The following is an 18886-nucleotide window of genomic DNA, read 5'->3' as shown; positions in this document are numbered from 1 at the left end:
CGCTTCGCACTCACGTATTCATTTCTCGTAGCTTTGTAATGAACTCTTGCGGACGAAGCCAGATGCTCGGCGTCTTGTATCCCATAGAACCTGCAATCTCGCCGACGAAATTGTTGCAATTGTCGACCGTGGCCTGCCACAACTTCGATTTTGCCTGCAATTGGCGAATGAAAGCGACGGTTTTGTTGTACTCGGCCTGGGTGAGCAGAATGCGCCAACTTGCCGAACGGTAGGCTTCTTCAAGGTCACCATCCGTCGCCCCGGTCGTAGCCGGAACGGGAATGAAATGCCCGAGAACGTAAGGCGCAGCGTCAGCAGAAGCCGGCGCAAGCCCGGCAACCTCCGGATTGATCATCCCGCCGGCCTTGTTCAGGCGTCCAAAGACCGCGTAGGTATGGCCATAGGTCAGCGCATAGCGTGAACGGAACTCGATGAAATACTGGCCTTCGCGCTGGGAGGCCTTACCGACTTGTGAACCGCTGGCATCCGAAGTGAACCTCGGTTGCGGCGGTTTGTCGTCCGATTGGCAAGATGTGAGTGCGAGAGCGGTGAGAACCAGGAGGAAAAGGGGGCCTTTTGCAAGCGTCATCGTTACGCTTTATCTCCGACATCGAATGAGCGCGGACCCTCAAGCAAAAATGCCAGCCTAGGGTTGCGCATTTGCGCAGAGGCGGCCCGGCTCCGACAAACGATTCGGGGGAGGGGCCACGAAGTCCCTCCCCCTAACTCAAAGATCAGATGTTACTTGGTGATTGGTGCGGCTTCAGCCACCGGTGGCGGGGCCTTCCCCTTGCCTTTACCAACTGCTCCGCAAGCCGTCAGGCTCGAAACGGAAAACAACGCAACCAGGCACATGATTAGGATTCTGCTCATCAAAGTAGTCCTCTCCGTTAGCATGGAATAGGTTATCGAAGGCAACGATTCTACTAATAGCGGTAAAATAGCCCCAAGCCAAGTGCAGAAAGGGCACAGCCTACCCCCACGTCACGCAAGCGACGCGCAAAGCTAACAGACGGTGGCAATATCGATACAAAATGTAAGTATCATATGACCAAAACTGGCGTCCCGACGGGTGCCCGCCCGTAGAGATGAATGATGTCCTCATTGGTCATGCGGATGCAACCATTAGACACCGCCTGCCCAATCAGCCATGGTTCGTTTGTTCCGTGGATTCGGAAATAAGTATCCTGTCCGCCGCGGTATAGATAAAGCGCCGCCGCACCGAGGGGATTGTTCTCGCCGCCGGGAACACCACCTGCATATTGCGCCAAACGCGGCTTGCGCTCGATCATGCTTGCCGTCGGCGTCCACGATGGCCACTCAGCCTTCCGGCCAACAACGGCGCTGCCCTTAAGCGTGAGACCTTCCTCACCGACGGCAACACCGTAGCGTGTCGCGCGGCCTTCACCCTCGACGTAGTAGAGACGACGCTCATAGGTGTTGACGACTACGCTGCCGGGCTGCTCGCTGCCCGAATATGCAACTTCCCGCCGACGGATGGGAGAACTCGTCGAGGAGAACGGATTCCCTATCGGCCAGCTCGCCGTAGTGCATCCAGAGGTCATCAAAGCGACACAGCCCAAGACAAGGCCACGGCGCGTAATATGGTCGTTATCCATCGTTACCTGCTAAGATTGGTGAGCCCTACTTCCTTCCTTTAGCATTCCGTGGTTTTCAGGCCAAGTCTCAACCCCACAGAGAATCTAAGCCTCCACAAATTGCATATGGGCGCATTAGTGGGCGGGCTCGGCTAACCCTTTCCATGCAAAAACCATCCTATCGTTGTATAAGTCCTTCATAAAGGTATCGCGGCGGCGCGCGCCTCTTGCGGGAACAAGCACCAAAAAGCTAATTTGGACCGATTTCGCGCGCCGGCGCATCAGGGAATTTGGCGAGGATGCGCTGCCACATCGGCATTGCCTTGCTGCAGGGGGAGCATAACGGGAAACGATGAACCTTGGCTTCGAAGGAAAAGTAGCGATTGTCACCGGCGCCGGCTCCGGCATCGGCGCAGCCATCTCCCGCCGCTTGGCTGAGGAAGGCGCGCAGGTCGTCGTCGCAGACATCAATGCCGAGGCAGCGGAGCGCGTTGCCGATGAGATTCATGTCCAAGGTGGCCTGTCGCGCCATTTCGCTGTCGATGTGACCGACGCGGCAGCGGTAGAAAAGCTGATTGGAACGGTTGTCGAGACGTGCGGCGGCCTGCATCTTGCCGTCAACAATGCCGGCGTTGATGGTGTTCGCAAGGCAACCGGCGACTACCCCCTCGACAACTGGCACAAGCTGATGGACGTCAACCTCAACGGCGTCTTCTATTGCATGAAGTACGAAATCGGAGCGATGTTCGCGGGTGGCGGCGGTGCTATCGTGAACGTCTCTTCAGTGCTCGGCACCGTCGCCTTGCCAATCGCATGCGCCTATACGGCAGCGAAACATGGCGTCGTAGGACTGACAAAGGCAGCTGCGATCGAATATGCTCGCCTGGGCATTCGAATCAACGCGGTCGGTCCCGGCTGGATCGAAACGCCGCTCTCGTCCGAACATCGCGACATTGCCAGCAGCCGACGCATGGAGGCGCTACAGCCCATGGGAAGGCGCGGCACGCCGGAAGAAGTGGCGGCTCTCGTCTGCTTCCTGTTATCCGAGCAGGCGAGCTTCATCACCGGTAGCTACCATCTCGTCGACGGAGCCTACAGCGCGCACTAGAGCTTCTCGGGGTTAAACTGAAGATTCCAGTCTAGTTCACGTCGTCAGGCAAAACAGGCAGGGCGGCGATCTCAATGCCCTCGTCCAGAAGCGCCTGCGCCTCATCCACTGTCGTCTGTCCGATGATCCCGCGAGCGTCGCTTTCTCCGTAGTGGATCTTGCGGGCCTCCTCGGGAAATCGCGTACCGACGTCCTCGGAATTGGCCTTGATTGTCGCAACGGCCTCTTTCAGCTTTTGAAAAGCATCCCGACGCATCGTATCCATCGCCAGCGTCTGCATTTCGTCCTTCTTGCGCGCGGTCGACACCGAGGGGGCCATCAGGAGCTTGGAGATCGACGCCGAATTGCAGCTAGGACAGGTCAAGAAGCCGGATGCGATCTGGCGATCGAAATCGGCGCTTTCGGAAAACCAGCCTTCGAACTCATGGGCATTTTCACAACGCAAAGAATAACGGATCAAGCCGCGACGCCTCCTGCGACAACCCCCGCAACCCTCTCAATAGAGAAATCGCGACCGTTCTTCAGGTTCGGAATCTTGTCATGCGCGGCCTTGACGGCGGAGGGGTCAATGTCGGCGACGATAACGGCTTCGCCCTCCGGACCGGCTGACGCCAGCACCCTGCCCCATGGATCAACGATCATCGAGTGACCGAACGTTTCACGCCCGTCCTCGTGGCGACCGGCCTGAGCAGCAGCGACAACGAAAACGCCATTCTCGATTGCGCGCGCCCGCAGCAGGATTTCCCAATGAGCTTCGCCAGTCTGCTTCGTAAAGGCGGCCGGCACCGTCATCACTTCGGCTCCGGCGACAGCTTGCGCACGAAAAAGCGCCGGGAAGCGGACGTCATAGCAAATCGCAAAACCCATTTCGGCAAAGGGCAGCGACAACACACGCGCCTCCGATCCCGGACGGTATGCCGCGCTCTCGCGCCAGCTTTCGCCGTTGTCGAGATCGACATCGAACATATGGATCTTGTCGTAGCGATTGAGGATCTTGCCGTCGGGACCAAAGAGAAAGCCACGGTTGGCGAGCTTGCCGTCATCCAGAGCGATCGCGGTCGACCCCACATGCATGAAGATGCCGAGCTCTCTGGCGAGCTCCGAACCAGTGCGAGCGATGACATCGTTGCCCTCGTCGCGCAGCACAGCCTTGGCGGCTGCCCGGTCACGCTGCAGCATGCCGGTCATTTCCGGCGTCTGTATATAGGTCGCACCCTGACTGGCCGCCTCACGAACGAGGCGCACCATCGCCGCGGCGTTCCTCTCGGGATCGACACCGGAACACATCTGAATGGCAGCAGCCCTAAACGTCATTTCTCTTCCTTAGGCCGCGAGCAGCGGATCGAGCTCGCCGGCGCGATCCAGCGCGTAAAGATCATCGCATCCGCCCACATGCTGCTCACCAATGAAAATTTGCGGAAACGTCGTGCGGCCGTTGGACTTGCCGATCATTTCCTGGCGGAGATCAGGCGCGAAGGTCGCGTCGTGCTCGACGAAATCGACGCCCTTTTCGGACAACAGCGACTTGGCGCGCACGCAATAGCCGCAGGCTTGGCGCGTATAGATGGTGACGGGTGCCATTAGGACTCCAGACAAAATACAAGTTATCTTTTCGTCATATAGTTTCTGAAAGAGCCCTTGCAAAGGTCAAAACCGTGATGTCGGTCGCCCCCGCCTTGCGCAGAACCTTGGCCGCCGCCGCAACGGTGGCGCCGGTCGTGTAAACGTCGTCAACCAGGACGAGGCGCTTGCCGAAGACGTCGTTGTCCCGCGCCTTGGCGATCGCGAAGACACCGCGCACATTCTCCTCGCGCGCCTTTGCGCCGAGCCCCACTTGCGGGCGGGTCCGCTTGATGCGCAACAACGTCGCGGGCAGCAGCACCTTCCCGGATTGCTGCGCGAGATGACGGGCCAGTTCGGCCGCCTGATTGAATTTGCGCGAGAACATTCGGCTCCGATGCAGCGGCACCGGCAAGATGGCGTCGCAGCGCTCGACCATACCGTCACTCGCCCGTAGCATCCATCCGGCCATCATCGGCGCGAGATCTGTTCGGTCGCGATATTTCAGGCCATGCACCAACTGACGCACCGGCTCGTCATGAAAAGCAGCGGATCGAAGTCGGTCAAAAGGCGGAGGATTGGCAATTGCCTCGGCACTGAGGATACCCGAGCCAAGATCATGCGAGAATGGCACGCCCAGGACCTCGCAATAGGGCCGCTCGATAAAGCGCAGGCCAGACCAGCATGTCGGGCATAGGCCGCTGTGGCGGCCGGTCGCGACACCGCAAACCACGCATCCCGGCGGATAGACGAGGTCGGCCAACAGCTGGAAGGGACGCGTCAGGAGCGCCCCATTCAACTCCGCGGGCAATCGTAATCCCCTAAATCCCATCTGCCCCTCAACCCGTTACGCGAGACTAGCGCGTTTCGCGTCTGGAGAAAATCGCCTTGCGACACCCTGTTCGTGGGACTATGCACTGCCCATGGATATCATCTTCGACCAGCCCCGGATTGCCGCAAACCGGCATCGCGCGCTTCTCAACCATGACCCGAAGGCGACGTTTCTCCTTGATATCGCCGCGGAAGAATTGGGTGAGCGCCTTGCGGTGGTCGAACGGACGTTCGACCATGCTGTCGAATTGCATGGTGCGACCGGTGTTGCGGCCCGCGCAGCGATTTCAACCGGTAAGATCGGCAAACTGACCCGGGTCGAGAGCGAGCAGGCCTATGCGAAAGCAGAGGAGGCCTTCATCAAGGCCACTCTCGAAGAGGTTCCTCTCGAGCCGCAATCCACCAATCTAGTGTTGGCGCCGCTCAGTCTTCACCTGACAAACGATACGCCAGGCGTCTTCATCCAGATTCGCCGCGCTTTGAAACCCGATGGTCTCTTTCTTGCGGCGATCCCAGGCGCGGGGACGTTGCAAGAGTTGCGCGACGTACTGCTGGCAACGGAGATCGAGCTTACCGGGGGCGCGAGTCCGCGGGTGATTCCATTTGCTGATGTGCGAGATGTCGGCGGACTGATGCAGCGCGCAGGCTTTGCCCTTCCCGTCATCGACGCCGAGACCTATACGGTGCGTTACGACTCGATTTTTCCCCTGATGAAGGACTTGCGGGCGATGGGGATGACCAATCCGCTCGTAGCGAGGAGTCGCAAGCCCCTGACACGCGCCTTCTTCCTACGGGCGGCGGAGATCTACGCCGAGCGCTATGCCGACCCGGATGGCCGGATCAGAGCTACCTTCTCGATCATCTATGTCTCGGGATGGGCACCGCACGAAAGCCAGCAGAAGCCGCTTCGACCTGGATCGGCGAAGGTCAGGCTCGCCGACGCGTTGAAGGTCGAGGAACACAAACTCAAGCAGTAGCGACCGCTCGTCCTAGTTCGGTAATGTGAGATAGTTGCCAACGCCGACGAAAAGGTCCGCGAGGCTACCGCTCATCGCTCCGAACCCAACGATTAGGCTAACCGCTATCAGCGATGCAATCAGGCCGTACTCGATCGCTGTCGCGCCACGGATATCAGCCAGAAATGCCCTTACTCTTTGCATTGCCCACCTCGGCGATCAAGCGGCAGTCGTCAAACACGTTGCGGCTGCCGCAGCAACAACGTCGGTGTCAGCAGCCAACCCCGCTTCCGTATCCCTGAACGACGCAGACCGAGCCAGGTGTCTCCTGAAGGACGCTCCGGCGGATCGTGTAGCGTTTGCCGTTCTCGGTCTTCGGAATCGAGCCGGTCGTCATTGTATCGAATTCAGATGGCGCGCTCGCAAAAACGCTCGACTTGGACTTGTCGGCAAGCATCGGCGTCAAGATCAAAGTCAAGGCTACAACAGCCGTGCCGAACAGCAGCGCGATGTTCAGCGCCCCCGTCCTGCTAGAGCCAGTCGAGGTCTGCTGCTTCTCTCTCACAGCTTTCCAGAAATCGTCGTCCATGCGTCAAGCCTTCTACACACACGCCAGTTGCTTGATTGAGGCCGATATTTGGCAGAAGGTGTTAAACGATCGATTAATATCCACACCCAAATTGGACGCTTGCGGAATAATAATCAGAAGTTCCTAAAGTAAATCCTGCAAGATCGGAATGAGTGGCTCGTCCGCGGGCGGCATCGGATAGTCGCGTAGCGCTTGCGGCTTCACCCACTTCAACGCCTGCCCCTCTTTCCCATGCGGAATTCCTTCGTACCGCCGGCACACATAGAGCGGCATCAGAAGGTGGAATTTCTCATAGGTATGGCTCGCGAAGCTGAGCGGCGCCAGGCAGGCGACCTTCGTCGTGATCCCCAGTTCCTCATGCAGCTCACGCACCAGTGATTCCTCGGGCGTCTCGCCCGGCTCGACCTTGCCGCCGGGGAACTCCCAAAGTCCGGCAAGTGATTTTCCCTCGGGGCGTTGCGCCAGCAGGATGCGTCCGTCCGAATCGATCAGGGCGCAAGCGGCAACAAGAAGGATGCTTCGGGCGGGCGTGGCGTCACTCATCGCGACGGCTCCTGCCGCCAATAGGAATAGCGGTAGGCCTCATGGAAGCCGAGCCGCTCATAAAGCGCCAAAGCCGCAGAGTTCGTCGCTTTCACCTGCAACCAGGCCGAACGGGCGCTGCGCATTCTGGCCCAGCGCAGGGCGGAGGTCAGGATTTCCATCCCCAATCCCTCGCGGCGGCGCTCCCTGGCAACGGAAAGGGACATGATGCCGGCAAGGTCATTGTCTTGAACGCAAAGGACCGTTGCGAGTGGTCCCGTCTGCGTGTCCTCGATCATGAAGAGGCCTGACGGCGGCTTGATCGCGTTGATGATCTCTGCGAGCGCCGGCTTCAGCTTGGACGAGACGCCGTCGGTTGCCAGATTGGCATCCACGAAGCGGCCGATGTCATGGGTCGGCAAGTGATCGAGCGTATCGGGCAGCTCCGCGTGGGCAAGATCGCAGGTCATCACGATCGTCTCGTCGAAGGATGACCATTGCTGCGCCCGAATAAGGTCGATCAGCACCGGTGAGGCCAGCGGTGTCTGACGAAGGACAGCCGGGCGGCCATAGGCTTCGAACTTGCGACTTGCCTTCGCCAGCCGAATTTCGACATCGCGGTGATCCGAAGGATCGAGCGGCACGATGGAGTTCAGCCGGTTGGACGGATGTCCCGCGGTCAGCCGCACCTGCCAGCTGCCGTCATACTGTACGGACGAGGCCGGCCAGGCGCGGAAGCCGACGGCCTCCAGCCTGCGCACGAGCGGCAGATTTGGCTTCTTGGATAAAGTTTCAGTCAATGAAAGATCAGCTCCGGTAGTCACCGTTGATGGCGACATACTCCTTTGTAAGGTCGCACGTCCAGACCGTAGCGGTGCCGTTTCCGAGACCGATGTCGACCTTCACAGGAATATCCTGCTTTCTCATCACGTTGGTTGCGGCTTCCTCGGAATAACCGGCGTCACGCTCGCCATTGACGGCGACACGCACATCGCCGAACCAAATCGCCAGCCGGTCGCGGTCTGCCATCTCACCCGACTTGCCGACGGCCATGACAATACGGCCCCAGTTGGCGTCTTCGCCAGCAGCAGCGGTCTTGACCAGCGGCGAATTGGCGATCGACAACGCGATCCTCTTCGCAGCCGCATCGCTTTCGGCACCGGTCACGGTGATCTCCAGCATCTTCGTGGCACCCTCGCCGTCGCGCACGACCTGCAGCGCAAGATCTTTGAGAAGATCATTGAGCGCAGCGCGGAATGAGGCCAGGCGCGCATCATCGGCCTTCTCGACACGAACTTGACCATCTTCGGCAGCCGCGCCGGTAGCAAACAGCATCAGCGTGTCGGAGGTCGAGGTGTCGCTGTCGACCGTCATTGAATTGAACGTCGGATCAACACCCGCAGACAGGAGCGCCTGCAGGGCGGCGGGAGCGATATCGGCATCGGTTACCACGAAGGAAAGCATGGTCGCCATATCGGGAGCAATCATGCCGGCACCCTTGGCAATGCCGTTGATCGCCACCTTCACGCCCCCGATCTCCGCGCTGCGGGTGGCGACCTTCGGATAGGTGTCGGTGGTCATGATCGCCTTGGCGGCCTCGAACCAGAAGTCGCCGGTTGCATCCGCGTGCATCTGGTCGAGAACGCCGGAGAACTTCGTCGCGTCCAGCGGTTCGCCGATGACGCCGGTGGACGCGAGGTAAACCTCGCTCTCACCGCAACCAACGGCAGCCGCTGCCGACTTTGCCGTCAAGGCAGTCGCCTCACGCCCCTTCAGGCCCGTAAAGGCATTCGCATTACCGGAATTGACGACAACAGCGCGCGCGGTGCCATGCGGCAGGTTTGCGCGGCAAAAATCGACCGGTGCAGAGGGGCACTTCGAACGCGTAAAGACGCCGGCAACCGCTGCGGGCTTGTCGAACACCATCATCAGCACGTCGGTGCGGTTCTTGTACTTGATGCCGGCCGACGCAGTGGCCATTCGCACGCCGCGCAAGGCGGGCACGGTGGCATAGGATTTCGGAGCAAGTGGAGAAACGGAACCGGACATGGCGATCGACCTGATGGCTGGAAGGATTTTCAGGGCGAAGTATAAGCCGGCTCGCCCTGCGGAAATACGACAACTGCTATAGGGAAGGGCCCGGAAGAACCGGGCCCTAAACTTTGGATCTTACTGCTGCGGCTGCGCGGCTGGCGGTTCGTCGCCCGGCTGCGGCTGCTTGTTGGCGTCGTCATAGCCCTTGCGCAGCGCTTCGTCGGTAATGTCGACCTTGGACTTTTCCTTGGCTGCGGCGAGAAGTGCAAGGTACTTGTCGCGCATCACCAGCTGGCGAACCTGATCCTTGACTTGATCGAAGGCCGGCGGAGGAGCGTCGCGCTTATCTTCAACGAGGATGACGTGATAGCCGAAATCGGTCTTCACAGGGGTCTTGGTGTAGGTACCCTTGTCAAGCGCGAAGGCAGCCACTTCGAATTCCTTGACCATACGGCCCTTGGTGAAATAGCCGAGATCGCCGCCGTCAGCCTTGTTCGGATCGGTAGACTTTTCCTTCGCCAGGTCCGCGAAGTTCTTGCCGGCGTCGAGCTGCTTGATGACTTCCTTGGCCTCGTCCTCGGTCTTCACGAGGATGTGGCGGGCATGCACTTCTTCCTGCTTCGGGAGCGCCGCGACTTCCTTGTCATAGCGCGCCTTGACTTCATCGTCGGTGACCGTGTCAACAACGTGCTTCTTGAAGTAGGCATTGTGCAGTTCGCGATCCGCGAGATACTGCATGCGCTTCTTGAATTCGGCGGTCTGGTCGAGCTTCTCGGCAATCGCATCCTGCGCCAGCAGCTTGACGTCGATGGCGGCGGACAGCGCGGCGACCTTCTTCTGGTCGTCCGGCAGCTGTGCGAGCTGCGGGTCGAGATTGGCGACGGCCAGATCGAGATCCGACTGGTGGATCTCTACGTCGCCGACCTTGGCAACGACTGGGTCCGGCTTGTCTTGCGCATGTGCCGGCGCCTGGAACGCAACGAAGGTTGCGAACGCCATTACAGCGAGTTTGTTGTAGTTCAACATCAAATAACCCTTCACAGTTAACCCCACCGGCTTCAACGTCGTGAATCCAGCCTGAAACAGCCATCAACACCGGAATGTGGCCTTTGTATATCAGCCAAATCCGTTGACATCATTCGACCCCCCTCTTATCTGTCACGCAACCTCGCGTCCAGAACAGTTTCCTGGCGTTTCGAGACGTGTGCCTGAAATTCGGCCGGGCAGCGGATAAGAAAAGCCGGGGAATATTATTGAGAAAGGACCAGTCATATGGTCAGCTTTGGCGGTATAGCCCGCAAAATATTTGGCTCTGCCAATGATCGCCGCGTGCGGTCCTTCCAGCCGAAAGTCGCAGCCATCAACGCCATCGAAGAAAAAACGAAGGCCTTGAGCGACGAACAACTGGCTGCCCAGACCGTCGAATTCCGCAAGATGCTGGCTGACGGCAAGACGCTCGACGACATCCTTGTGCCTGCGTTCGCCGTTGTTCGCGAGGCTTCGCGCCGCGTTCTCGGCATGCGACCTTTTGACGTACAGCTGATCGGCGGCATGATCCTCAATGATGGCGACATCGCTGAGATGAAGACCGGTGAAGGTAAGACGCTTGTTGCGACCCTGCCGGTTTATCTGAACGCACTTGCCGGCAAGGGCGTGCACGTCGTCACGGTGAACGACTACCTCGCCCGCCGCGACGCTGCGACCATGGGCAAGATCTACGGCTTCCTCGGCCTTACCACGGGCGTCATCGTTCACGGCCTGTCGGACGAAGAGCGTGCGGCTGCCTATAACTGCGACATCACCTACGCGACCAACAACGAACTCGGCTTCGATTATCTGCGCGATAATATGAAGTACGAGAAGAACCAGATGGTCCAGCGCGGCCACAACTTCGCGATCGTCGACGAAGTCGACTCGATCCTTGTCGACGAAGCGCGCACGCCGCTGATCATCTCCGGTCCGCTCGATGACCGTTCCGATCTCTACAACACGATCGACACCTTCATTCCGCAATTGAGCGAAGGCGACTACGAGATTGACGAGAAGCAGCGCTCGGCCAACTTCTCCGAAGTAGGCACGGAAAAGCTGGAAAACCTGCTGCGTCAGGCCGGCCTGCTGAAGGGTGCCTCGCTCTACGACATCGAGAACGTTGCGATCGTCCACCACGTCAACAACGCCTTGAAGGCACACAAGCTCTTCCAGCGCGACAAGGACTACATCGTCCGCAACGACGAGATCGTCATCATCGACGAGTTCACCGGCCGCATGATGCCGGGCCGCCGTTACTCGGAAGGCCAGCATCAGGCGCTGGAAGCCAAGGAAAAGGTGACGATCCAGCCGGAAAACCAGACGCTGGCGCAGATCACCTTCCAGAATTACTTCCGCATGTACGGCAAGCTCGCCGGCATGACCGGTACGGCGCAGACGGAAGCCGAAGAGTTCGGCAACATCTACGGTCTCGAGGTCGTCGAAGTGCCGACCAACCTGCCGATCAAGCGTATCGACGAGGACGACGAGGTCTACCGGACGTTCGAAGAGAAATACAAGGCGATCATCGCCGAGATCGCAGACGCGCAGACGCGCGGCCAGCCGGTTCTCGTCGGTACCACCTCGATCGAAAAGTCGGAACTTCTTGCCGAGCTGATGCGCAAGCAGGGCTTCAAGGACTTCCAGGTTCTCAACGCCCGCTACCACGAGCAGGAAGCCTATATCGTCGCCCAGGCCGGTGTACCCGGCGCCGTCACCATCGCCACCAACATGGCAGGCCGCGGCACCGACATTCAGCTCGGCGGCAACCTCGAGATGCGTATCGAGCGCGAACTTGGCGAGGTCGAGCCCGGTCCCGAGCGTGACGTCAAGATCGAAGCGATCCGCGAAGAGATCAAGCAGCTCAAGGAAAAGGCACTCGCCGCCGGTGGCCTCTACGTCATCGCTACCGAGCGCCACGAGAGCCGCCGCATTGACAACCAGCTGCGCGGTCGTTCCGGTCGCCAGGGCGACCCGGGCCGCTCGAAGTTCTACCTGTCGCTTCAGGACGACCTGATGCGTATCTTCGGCTCCGACCGCATGGACGGGATGCTGCAGAAGCTCGGTCTCAAGGAAGGCGAAGCCATCGTCCATCCCTGGATCAACAAGGCTCTGGAGCGTGCGCAGAAGAAGGTCGAGGCCCGCAACTTCGATATCCGTAAGAACCTTCTAAAGTACGACGACGTTCTGAACGATCAGCGCAAGGTGATCTTCGAACAGCGCCTCGAGTTGATGGAAGCGGCGAACATCTCCGAGACTGTCTCCGACATGCGCCGTGAGGTCATCGACGATCTCGTTGACAAGCATATCCCCGAGCGCGCCTATGCCGAGCAGTGGGATGCTGTTGGCCTGAAGGAGCGGACAGCAGCTCTGCTCAACCTCGATCTGCCGGTTGAAGACTGGGTCAAGGAAGAGGGCATCGGCGAGGACAGCATCCGCGAGCGCCTGACGGAAGCGTCCAATGCGGCCTTCACGGAGAAAGCTGAGCGTTTCGGTGACGACATTATGCACTACGTCGAGCGCTCGATCGTCATGCAGACGCTCGATCACCTCTGGCGCGAGCATATCGTCAACCTCGATCACCTACGCTCCGTCATCGGCTTCCGAGGCTATGCTCAGCGCGATCCGCTGCAGGAATACAAGTCGGAAGCGTTCGAGCTCTTCACCTCGCTGCTCAACAACCTGCGTGAAGCCGTCACTGCCCAGCTTATGCGCGTCGAGCTCGTGCAGCAGGCACCAGCCGAACCGGAGCCGCCGTTCATGCAGGCTCATCACCTGGATCCGGATACCGGCGAAGATGATTTCGCGCCGGCCTTCCAGGCTTCGGAAGTGACTGTTGCCCCGGAAAACCGCAATCCGGCCGATCCGTCAACCTGGGGTCACGTCGGCCGCAACGAGCCCTGCCCATGCGGCTCGGGCAAGAAGTTCAAACATTGCCACGGCGCCTTCGCACAGGCCTAAGCCAGCAGCAAACGCTCTGAAAATGCCGCCTTCGGGCGGCATTTTCTTTTGTGGAAGCAACGCATCACATTAAGCGCCGGGCGCACTACTACAACCGTTTCTTAACGCTGTTCTGCCATGACTTCGGCTAGGATTTGCCTGAAGAGTTTTGCGTGTTTGTGATGGCAGTCATTGAGACGGCGGAAAAGATGCTGCCTGCGGGTCTGCGCCCGGCGGCTAGCCGTATCCTGCGCACACTCACTGCCGTCATGACTGCACGTGGGGACAAGGCGGCTGCCCAGCGCATGGCGCTGACCGCCTTTTCCATCCGCATTGTCAGTGCTGCCCTCGCCTTTCTGTCGCAAATCGTATTGGCGCGCCTCATGGGCGAATACGAGTACGGAATCTTTGTATTCGTCTGGGTACTGATCGTCCTTTTCGGCGATCTTTCCTGCCTCGGCTTTCACACCGCCATCGTCCGTTTCCTGCCGCAATACAAGGCAGTGGGCGCATTTGAGAAGATCCGCGGGCTGACCGGCACCGCCCGCATCTTCGGGTTACTTTCGGGTACGGCCACTCTTGCCGTCGGCATGATCGCCCTACATGTCTTCGGCGACAGGATCGAGACCTACTACGTCATGCCGGTCTTCCTCGGACTGATCGCCATGCCGATGATCGCGCTCGGCGACATTCTGGAAGGCACGTCGCGCGCCAATCACTGGCCTGTCATGGCGTTGAGCCCTGCCTACATCGTCCGGCCCGTGCTCATCATTCTCTTTATGCTGACCGCGATCGGGCTCGGCGCGCCACATACCGCGATGACTGCAATGCAGGCCGCGCTCGTCGCCACCTATGTCACCACCGTTGGGCAATACGTCGCAACGCTTTTACGGTTGCGCCGCCATTACCAGGAAGGTCCGCGTGAGGTCGATTTTCTCGGTTGGCTCGGCGTCGCTTTCCCGATCTTCCTCGTCGAAGGCGTCGGCTTCCTCCTGACCAATTCCGACGTGGTCGTCGTCGGGATCTTCCTCGAACCACACGACGTCGCGATCTACTTCGCCGCCGCCAAGACGATGGCGCTGGTCCACTTCATCAATTTTTCGGTGAAGGCCGCCTCCGGCCCGCGCTTTTCAAGCCTCATCGCAGAAGGGACACGCCAGCAGCTCGCGGCCGCTGCAATCGACGCCGCAAGATGGACTTTCTGGCCTGCGCTTGCCATAGGCCTTGCCGTGGTCGCTACCGGTCACCTGCTGCTCTCGCTCTTTGGTGGTGCCTTCACGGCGGGCTACGTCGTGATGGCGATCCTGCTCGCCGGCATTCTCGCCAAAGCGTTGGTCGGACCGGCCGAAACGTTGCTGATGATGGCCGGTAAACAGAATATGTGTGTTCTGCTCTATGCCGGAGCGCTTGCAGCGAATATCGGCCTCAACCTGTATTTCATCCCCAGACTAGGCATCGAGGGTGCTGCAATCGCCACGGCCTCGGCCATGGGCGTGGAAGCCATCCTCCTGCATTTTGCCGTCCGGCGCGCGCTTGGCATCGCGCTCTTCGCATTTGCCGCGTCCCCGGTCAAAACAGACATGGAAGCCTGATAAATGGTCCGCAATCCTCCAGCCACCGAAACGACCGATGTTACGACGAACCGCATGGTTCATGAGCTTGCGGCTCTCGATTTCGATACGCCGCAAGCGGATGCGCGTGTTGAAATCGGCCGCCCGGGCCGCGAACTCTGCCTTTACTCCGGCAAGCTGGGCTACGAACTGCAGGAAGAGCTCGATTTTCTGTCGAACCGCGCGATGGAGCCGAATGTCTTCTTCACCGGGCGCTTTCTTGCGCCCGCCATGCCACGGCTGGACGAGAGACAGGTTAGCTTCGCCCTGTTGCGGGACCAGAACGACACCCGCAGCCGGATGCGCTTTCTCATGCCGTTCTCTGTCGAAAAGCCGGGCTTCGCCGTCGGCCCCTCGATCGTGCGTGTCTGGTCGAACAGCTTTGCACCGCTCGGCACGCCGTTGATCGATGCCGAGGACGCGGGCGAAACGCTGGACAATCTCTATGACGGCCTGACCCATCGAGACCTGCGCCTGCCGCAGATCCTCGTGCTGCCGGATGTCCGGCTGAACGGCATCTTTGCCCGTATGGCAAGGGCGGTCGCCATCAGCCGCAACCTGCCGATCACGATCACCAATCCCTATCAACGCGCCATGTTGCAAAGCGAGGAAGACGCCGTCGCCTATCTTCGCAGCTCGATTTCCGCGTCGCATATGCGGGAGATGCGCAGGCAGTGGCGCCTGCTCGAGGAGCAGGGCACGGTCGTTTACAGCGTCGCTCGCCAGCCGCGCGAAGTCCACATGCGCTTCGAGGAGTTCCTCGCGCTCGAGGCCGGCGGCTGGAAGGGCAAGAAGCGCAGCGCACTCGTGACCGACCGCTACCACACGGCGTTTGCCCGTGAGGCCGTATCGAACCTTGCCGCCGTCGACGCCGTCCGAATCCACACGATCGATTTCAACGGAAAGGCAATCGCCGCCACGGTGGTTTTGATGATGGGTGGCGAAGCTTACACGTGGAAGACAGCCTATGACGAAGCTTACTCCCGCTATTCGCCGGGCAAGCTGCTGATGGGCGAGCTGACGGAATGGCACCTCGACGATGCCAACATCATGCGCTCGGACTCCTGTGCCGTTCCAAATCATCCGATCATGGACCGCTTCTGGCAGGAGCGAGAGGACATGGGAACGATGGTAATTGGGCTCAGCCAGAATGGTGACCGCGACGTGCGCCAGGTGGCCGCCCAGCTTCACATGTACAGCAGCACCAGAAACGTCGCGAAAATGCTGCGGCAGAAAATCATGTCGCTTGCCCGCGGCGGCAAGTCGCCTCTGTGAGCCTAGTCCTGCCGCGCGGCTCAGTCAGCGTTCGCCCGCTCTCTGAGCAGACGGCGGATGACCTTGCCCGTCGTCGTGAGCGGCAGTTCTGTAACGAATTCTACTTCGCGCGGATATTCGTGCATCGAGAGGCGCATCTTCACCCAGTCGCTGATCTCGGAAGCCAGTCGATCGCTCGCCTCGAACCCCTGCGCCAGCACGACATAGGCCTTGACGATCTCGGTGCGAACCGGATCGGGCTTGCCCACTGCAGCGGCCAGCTGTACGGCCGGATGGCCAAGCAAACAATCCTCGATTTCCGCCGGTCCGATGCGATAGCCCGAGGACGTAATGACATCGTCGTCTCGTCCGAAGAATGTGACGTAACCATCGGCGTCCTGGCGCCCGGTATCGCCCGTCAGTAGCCAGTCGCCAACGAATTTCCGCTCGGTGGCCGGGGCGTCGTTCCAATAGCCGAGAAACATCACCGGATCCGGCCTGCGGATGGCGATCTGCCCGGGTTCGCCAGCCGAAAGCTCTTTGCCTGTCTCGCTGACGATCGCTACGCTATGCCCCGGCACCGGCCGACCGATCGCACCGGGACGACTGACCCCGATGGCGGCATTCGACGAGAGCACGAAATTGCACTCCGTTTGACCGTAGAACTCGTTGACGGTGATCCCCAGCGTGCGCTTGACCCACTCCTGTGTTTCCGCACCGAGCGACTCGCCTGCCGAACCGATCGTGCGCAACACGAGATCGTACTTGGAGCGCGGATCAGGCACCGATTTCAGCAGCCGCAAGGCTGTCGGCGGGATGAAACCATTGCGCACCTTCATCTCGGCCATGATCCGATACGCCATGTCGGCATCGAATTTCTGCGCCGGTGAGGAGACGACGGGCACACCGAGCAGCAGGCTTGGCAGGAGAGCGTTCAGTAACCCTCCGGCCCAGGCCCAGTCTGATGGCGTCCAGACCTTGTCGCTCGGTTGCGGAAAGCCTTCGTGCGCAAACTGCATGCCGGGTATGTGTCCAGCCAAGACCTGGTGCCCGTGCAACGCGCCTTTCGGCGGGCCTGTCGTTCCCGACGTGAAGATCATCAGCGCCGGATCGTGGGGTGCTGTCTTCGCGACCTCGAAGACAGGCGGATGGCTTTCGACCAACGCTGCAAACGATCGCACGCCATGGCGATCGCTATCGACGCAGATCACTTCTGCCAGGTCGGGCAGTCGTTCGCGTATGTGGTTGATGCGGTCGAGTCCGAACCTGTTGGTGATGACGGTAGAAGCGCCGGCGGTGCGTAGCCTGTATTCCAATGCCTCGACGCCGAAGAGCAAAGCCAGCGGCAGTGCAATCGCGCCGATCTTGTAGATCGCGACATGAGCGATAACAGTTTCGAAAGACTGCGGCAGAAGCAAAGCGATCCGATCGCCTCTCTTTACCGCCAAAGACATCAGAGCATTGGCAAGCGAAGAAGACCGATCTGCGAGTTGCCGATAGGTCATGGAGAGGTGATTGCCGTCGGGGCTGAAATGCTCAAGGCAGACCCGATCCGGCACCCGCTCGGCCCATTCGTCGCTGACCGCGCGGCCGATATTAAAATCCCCGGGTATATCCCACGCGAAATCGCGGTAGAGGTCTTCATAGCGATCGCGCTGCGGCAGTCTCATCGGCGAAAATCCAGTCAAATGCTGCAACAGCTAACACCCGAAACTCCGCCGACGCAAGCGCGAGACCAGCGGACGGCCCTCCGGTCGGTCACAAAACTTTTATGCGAGCAACCAACACTTTCGCGCTTGCCGCGCTAGATCAAGGAGCGCGCTGGGTAGCGATCGAATGTTTGGAGCAATTTCATGGACTACGTCAACTTTGGCGGCACCGGGCTGGAAGTTTCGAAAATCTGCCTAGGCTGCATGACCTTCGGCGAGCCTAGCCGCGGTAACCATAGCTGGACGCTCGGCGAGGAAGAAAGCCGGGCGCTGATCAGGCAGGCGCTTGACCTCGGCATCAATTTTCTCGACACGGCCAATGTCTACTCGGACGGATCGTCCGAAGAGATAGTCGGCCGAGCGATCCGCGACTTTGCCAAGCGCGACGAGATCGTGCTCGCGACCAAGGTTTTCAACCGCATGCGTCCCGGTCCGAATGGCGCCGGCCTCTCACGCAAGGCGATCTTCGACGAGATCGACAACAGCCTGCGTCGGCTCGGGACCGACCATGTCGACCTTTATCAGATCCACCGTTTTGACCATACGACGCCGATCGAGGAAACGCTGGAAGCCCTGCACGACGTCGTGAAGGCCGGCAAGGCGCGCTATATCGGCGCCTCCTCCATGTATGCCTGGCAATTCGCCAAGATGCTCTACACCTCGCGTGCCAACGGCTGGACGCCCTTCGTCAGCATGCAGGATCACCTGAATTTACTTTATCGCGAGGAAGAACGCGAAATGCTTCCGTTCTGCCAGGATCAGAAGATCGCGGTGATCCCCTGGAGTCCACTCGCCCGCGGCCGGCTGACGCGCGACTGGGATGAGAAGACCGCCCGCAGCGAAACAGACGAATTCGGCAAGACGCTCTACAAGCAGGCGCAAGATGCCGATCGCGCCATCATTGGTGCCGTCGGCAAGCTGGCCGAGAAACATGGTGTTTCACGTGCCCAGATCGCCACTGCCTGGATCCTGCAGAAGAGCGCGGTGACAGCACCGATCATCGGTGCATCGAAAGCCAACCACCTTACCGATGCGGTTGCGGCGCTCGCAGTCAAGCTGGCGCCGGAGGACGTTGCAGCCCTCGAAGATCCTTACGTTCCCCACCGGGTCGAAGGCTTCAAGTAAAACGATTGTTGGCAAAGCGCCGGT

The 18886-nt window shown here is 59.8% G+C and carries 20 protein-coding genes; 6 read left to right on the top strand and 14 right to left on the bottom strand.

Features of this window, described 5'->3' with window-relative positions:
* Positions 1–10: 10 nt before the first annotated feature.
* The 3 genes from FHT77_RS12360 to FHT77_RS12355 all read right to left on the bottom strand — a co-directional run bounded on the left by FHT77_RS12360 (position 11) and on the right by FHT77_RS12355 (position 1619).
* The gene (locus FHT77_RS12360) at positions 11–589 is read right to left on the bottom strand and encodes a hypothetical protein (protein ID WP_183755302.1); all 579 of its coding nucleotides are present in this window, start codon (positions 587–589) and stop codon (positions 11–13) included.
* A 152-nt stretch (positions 590–741) separates the two neighbouring features.
* On the bottom strand, positions 742–873 hold the full coding sequence (locus FHT77_RS31240) for an ABC transporter (protein ID WP_088693697.1): 132 nt from the start codon (positions 871–873) through the stop codon (positions 742–744).
* A gap of 170 nt (positions 874–1043) precedes the next feature.
* On the bottom strand, positions 1044–1619 hold the full coding sequence (locus tag FHT77_RS12355; RefSeq protein WP_183755301.1) for a L,D-transpeptidase: 576 nt from the start codon (positions 1617–1619) through the stop codon (positions 1044–1046).
* Positions 1620–1950: 331 nt separating this feature from the next.
* Here FHT77_RS12355 and FHT77_RS12350 point away from each other — a divergent pair, with 331 nt between their 5' ends.
* Positions 1951–2706, top strand: a complete 756-nt coding sequence (locus FHT77_RS12350) for an SDR family NAD(P)-dependent oxidoreductase (protein WP_183755300.1) — start codon at positions 1951–1953, stop codon at positions 2704–2706.
* A 31-nt stretch (positions 2707–2737) separates the two neighbouring features.
* On the opposite strand, the gene FHT77_RS12345 is transcribed toward FHT77_RS12350, so the two are convergent.
* From FHT77_RS12345 to FHT77_RS12330, 4 genes are read right to left on the bottom strand one after another with little or no spacing between them, the layout of a single operon-like run.
* Complete coding sequence (locus FHT77_RS12345; RefSeq protein ID WP_183755299.1) at positions 2738–3166, bottom strand: DUF1178 family protein; 429 nt, start codon at positions 3164–3166, stop codon at positions 2738–2740.
* Positions 3163–4020, bottom strand: coding sequence for a carbon-nitrogen hydrolase family protein (locus tag FHT77_RS12340; protein ID WP_183755298.1), 858 nt, complete (start codon positions 4018–4020; stop codon positions 3163–3165). The genes FHT77_RS12345 and FHT77_RS12340 overlap by 4 nt, the downstream gene beginning before the upstream one ends.
* Before the next feature lie 9 nt (positions 4021–4029).
* Complete coding sequence (gene grxC, locus FHT77_RS12335) at positions 4030–4287, bottom strand: glutaredoxin 3 (protein WP_016556387.1); 258 nt, start codon at positions 4285–4287, stop codon at positions 4030–4032.
* A gap of 34 nt (positions 4288–4321) precedes the next feature.
* The gene (locus FHT77_RS12330) at positions 4322–5098 is read right to left on the bottom strand and encodes a ComF family protein (protein ID WP_183755297.1); all 777 of its coding nucleotides are present in this window, start codon (positions 5096–5098) and stop codon (positions 4322–4324) included.
* A gap of 91 nt (positions 5099–5189) precedes the next feature.
* On the opposite strand from FHT77_RS12330, the gene FHT77_RS12325 reads away from it, so the two are divergent.
* The gene (locus FHT77_RS12325; RefSeq protein ID WP_183755296.1) at positions 5190–6074 is read left to right on the top strand and encodes a methyltransferase domain-containing protein; all 885 of its coding nucleotides are present in this window, start codon (positions 5190–5192) and stop codon (positions 6072–6074) included.
* A 12-nt stretch (positions 6075–6086) separates the two neighbouring features.
* On the opposite strand, the gene FHT77_RS12320 is transcribed toward FHT77_RS12325, so the two are convergent.
* From FHT77_RS12320 to FHT77_RS12295, 6 genes are all read right to left on the bottom strand, one after another.
* The gene (locus tag FHT77_RS12320; RefSeq protein ID WP_183755295.1) at positions 6087–6257 is read right to left on the bottom strand and encodes a Flp family type IVb pilin; all 171 of its coding nucleotides are present in this window, start codon (positions 6255–6257) and stop codon (positions 6087–6089) included.
* Positions 6258–6324: 67 nt separating this feature from the next.
* On the bottom strand, positions 6325–6642 hold the full coding sequence (locus tag FHT77_RS12315; protein WP_016556391.1) for a hypothetical protein: 318 nt from the start codon (positions 6640–6642) through the stop codon (positions 6325–6327).
* Positions 6643–6765: 123 nt separating this feature from the next.
* Complete coding sequence (mutT, locus tag FHT77_RS12310) at positions 6766–7185, bottom strand: 8-oxo-dGTP diphosphatase MutT (protein ID WP_183755294.1); 420 nt, start codon at positions 7183–7185, stop codon at positions 6766–6768.
* The gene (locus FHT77_RS12305; RefSeq protein ID WP_409527447.1) at positions 7182–8003 is read right to left on the bottom strand and encodes a GNAT family N-acetyltransferase; all 822 of its coding nucleotides are present in this window, start codon (positions 8001–8003) and stop codon (positions 7182–7184) included. Before FHT77_RS12305 ends, mutT begins: the two co-directional genes overlap by 4 nt.
* A complete protein-coding gene (argJ, locus tag FHT77_RS12300; protein ID WP_183755292.1) occupies positions 7972–9213 on the bottom strand; it encodes a bifunctional glutamate N-acetyltransferase/amino-acid acetyltransferase ArgJ in 1242 nt (413 codons plus the stop codon). Before argJ ends, FHT77_RS12305 begins: the two co-directional genes overlap by 32 nt.
* 120 nt (positions 9214–9333) lie before the next feature.
* Complete coding sequence (locus FHT77_RS12295) at positions 9334–10224, bottom strand: peptidylprolyl isomerase (protein ID WP_183755291.1); 891 nt, start codon at positions 10222–10224, stop codon at positions 9334–9336.
* Positions 10225–10470: 246 nt separating this feature from the next.
* Here FHT77_RS12295 and secA point away from each other — a divergent pair, with 246 nt between their 5' ends.
* From secA to FHT77_RS12280, 3 genes are all read left to right on the top strand, one after another.
* Entirely contained in the window at positions 10471–13185 is a 2715-nt protein-coding gene (secA, locus tag FHT77_RS12290) for a preprotein translocase subunit SecA (protein ID WP_183755290.1), read from the top strand.
* A 161-nt stretch (positions 13186–13346) separates the two neighbouring features.
* A complete protein-coding gene (locus FHT77_RS12285) occupies positions 13347–14756 on the top strand; it encodes a lipopolysaccharide biosynthesis protein (RefSeq protein WP_183755334.1) in 1410 nt (469 codons plus the stop codon).
* A 3-nt stretch (positions 14757–14759) separates the two neighbouring features.
* Positions 14760–16049: a GNAT family N-acetyltransferase gene (locus tag FHT77_RS12280; protein WP_183755289.1), complete on the top strand. Its 1290-nt coding sequence runs from the start codon at positions 14760–14762 to the stop codon at positions 16047–16049.
* Positions 16050–16069: 20 nt separating this feature from the next.
* Here FHT77_RS12280 and FHT77_RS12275 read toward each other — a convergent pair whose 3' ends face one another.
* Entirely contained in the window at positions 16070–17698 is a 1629-nt protein-coding gene (locus FHT77_RS12275; RefSeq protein ID WP_183755288.1) for an AMP-binding protein, read from the bottom strand.
* A 183-nt stretch (positions 17699–17881) separates the two neighbouring features.
* On the opposite strand from FHT77_RS12275, the gene FHT77_RS12270 reads away from it, so the two are divergent.
* Positions 17882–18862: an aldo/keto reductase gene (locus FHT77_RS12270; protein ID WP_183755287.1), complete on the top strand. Its 981-nt coding sequence runs from the start codon at positions 17882–17884 to the stop codon at positions 18860–18862.
* Positions 18863–18886: the final 24 nt, after the last annotated feature.

The organism is Rhizobium sp. BK181 (assembly GCF_014193305.1).
Lineage (GTDB): Bacteria > Pseudomonadota > Alphaproteobacteria > Rhizobiales > Rhizobiaceae > Rhizobium.
The sequence above is the reverse complement of the archived record's forward strand: the minus strand, read 5'-3'. Positions and strand labels throughout refer to the sequence as shown.

Excerpts from the sequence above, each read along its gene's own strand:
- FHT77_RS12285 (WP_183755334.1), top strand. The coding sequence starts at position 13,347 with ATGGCAGTCATTGAGACGGCGGAAAAGATGCTGCCTGCGGGTCTGCGC.
- FHT77_RS12355 (WP_183755301.1), bottom strand. The coding sequence starts at position 1,619 with ATGGATAACGACCATATTACGCGCCGTGGCCTTGTCTTGGGCTGTGTC.
- FHT77_RS12340 (WP_183755298.1), bottom strand. The coding sequence starts at position 4,020 with ATGACGTTTAGGGCTGCTGCCATTCAGATGTGTTCCGGTGTCGATCCC.
- FHT77_RS31240 (WP_088693697.1), bottom strand. The coding sequence starts at position 873 with ATGAGCAGAATCCTAATCATGTGCCTGGTTGCGTTGTTTTCCGTTTCG.
- FHT77_RS12270 (WP_183755287.1), top strand. The coding sequence starts at position 17,882 with ATGGACTACGTCAACTTTGGCGGCACCGGGCTGGAAGTTTCGAAAATC.
- FHT77_RS12280 (WP_183755289.1), top strand. The coding sequence starts at position 14,760 with ATGGTCCGCAATCCTCCAGCCACCGAAACGACCGATGTTACGACGAAC.
- FHT77_RS12275 (WP_183755288.1), bottom strand. The coding sequence starts at position 17,698 with ATGAGACTGCCGCAGCGCGATCGCTATGAAGACCTCTACCGCGATTTC.
- FHT77_RS12320 (WP_183755295.1), bottom strand. The coding sequence starts at position 6,257 with ATGCAAAGAGTAAGGGCATTTCTGGCTGATATCCGTGGCGCGACAGCG.
- FHT77_RS12305 (WP_409527447.1), bottom strand. The coding sequence starts at position 8,003 with ATGTCGCCATCAACGGTGACTACCGGAGCTGATCTTTCATTGACTGAA.
- FHT77_RS12295 (WP_183755291.1), bottom strand. The coding sequence starts at position 10,224 with ATGTTGAACTACAACAAACTCGCTGTAATGGCGTTCGCAACCTTCGTT.
- FHT77_RS12350 (WP_183755300.1), top strand. The coding sequence starts at position 1,951 with ATGAACCTTGGCTTCGAAGGAAAAGTAGCGATTGTCACCGGCGCCGGC.
- grxC (WP_016556387.1), bottom strand. The coding sequence starts at position 4,287 with ATGGCACCCGTCACCATCTATACGCGCCAAGCCTGCGGCTATTGCGTG.
- argJ (WP_183755292.1), bottom strand. The coding sequence starts at position 9,213 with ATGTCCGGTTCCGTTTCTCCACTTGCTCCGAAATCCTATGCCACCGTG.
- mutT (WP_183755294.1), bottom strand. The coding sequence starts at position 7,185 with ATGAGTGACGCCACGCCCGCCCGAAGCATCCTTCTTGTTGCCGCTTGC.
- FHT77_RS12325 (WP_183755296.1), top strand. The coding sequence starts at position 5,190 with ATGGATATCATCTTCGACCAGCCCCGGATTGCCGCAAACCGGCATCGC.
- FHT77_RS12330 (WP_183755297.1), bottom strand. The coding sequence starts at position 5,098 with ATGGGATTTAGGGGATTACGATTGCCCGCGGAGTTGAATGGGGCGCTC.
- secA (WP_183755290.1), top strand. The coding sequence starts at position 10,471 with ATGGTCAGCTTTGGCGGTATAGCCCGCAAAATATTTGGCTCTGCCAAT.
- FHT77_RS12360 (WP_183755302.1), bottom strand. The coding sequence starts at position 589 with ATGACGCTTGCAAAAGGCCCCCTTTTCCTCCTGGTTCTCACCGCTCTC.
- FHT77_RS12315 (WP_016556391.1), bottom strand. The coding sequence starts at position 6,642 with ATGGACGACGATTTCTGGAAAGCTGTGAGAGAGAAGCAGCAGACCTCG.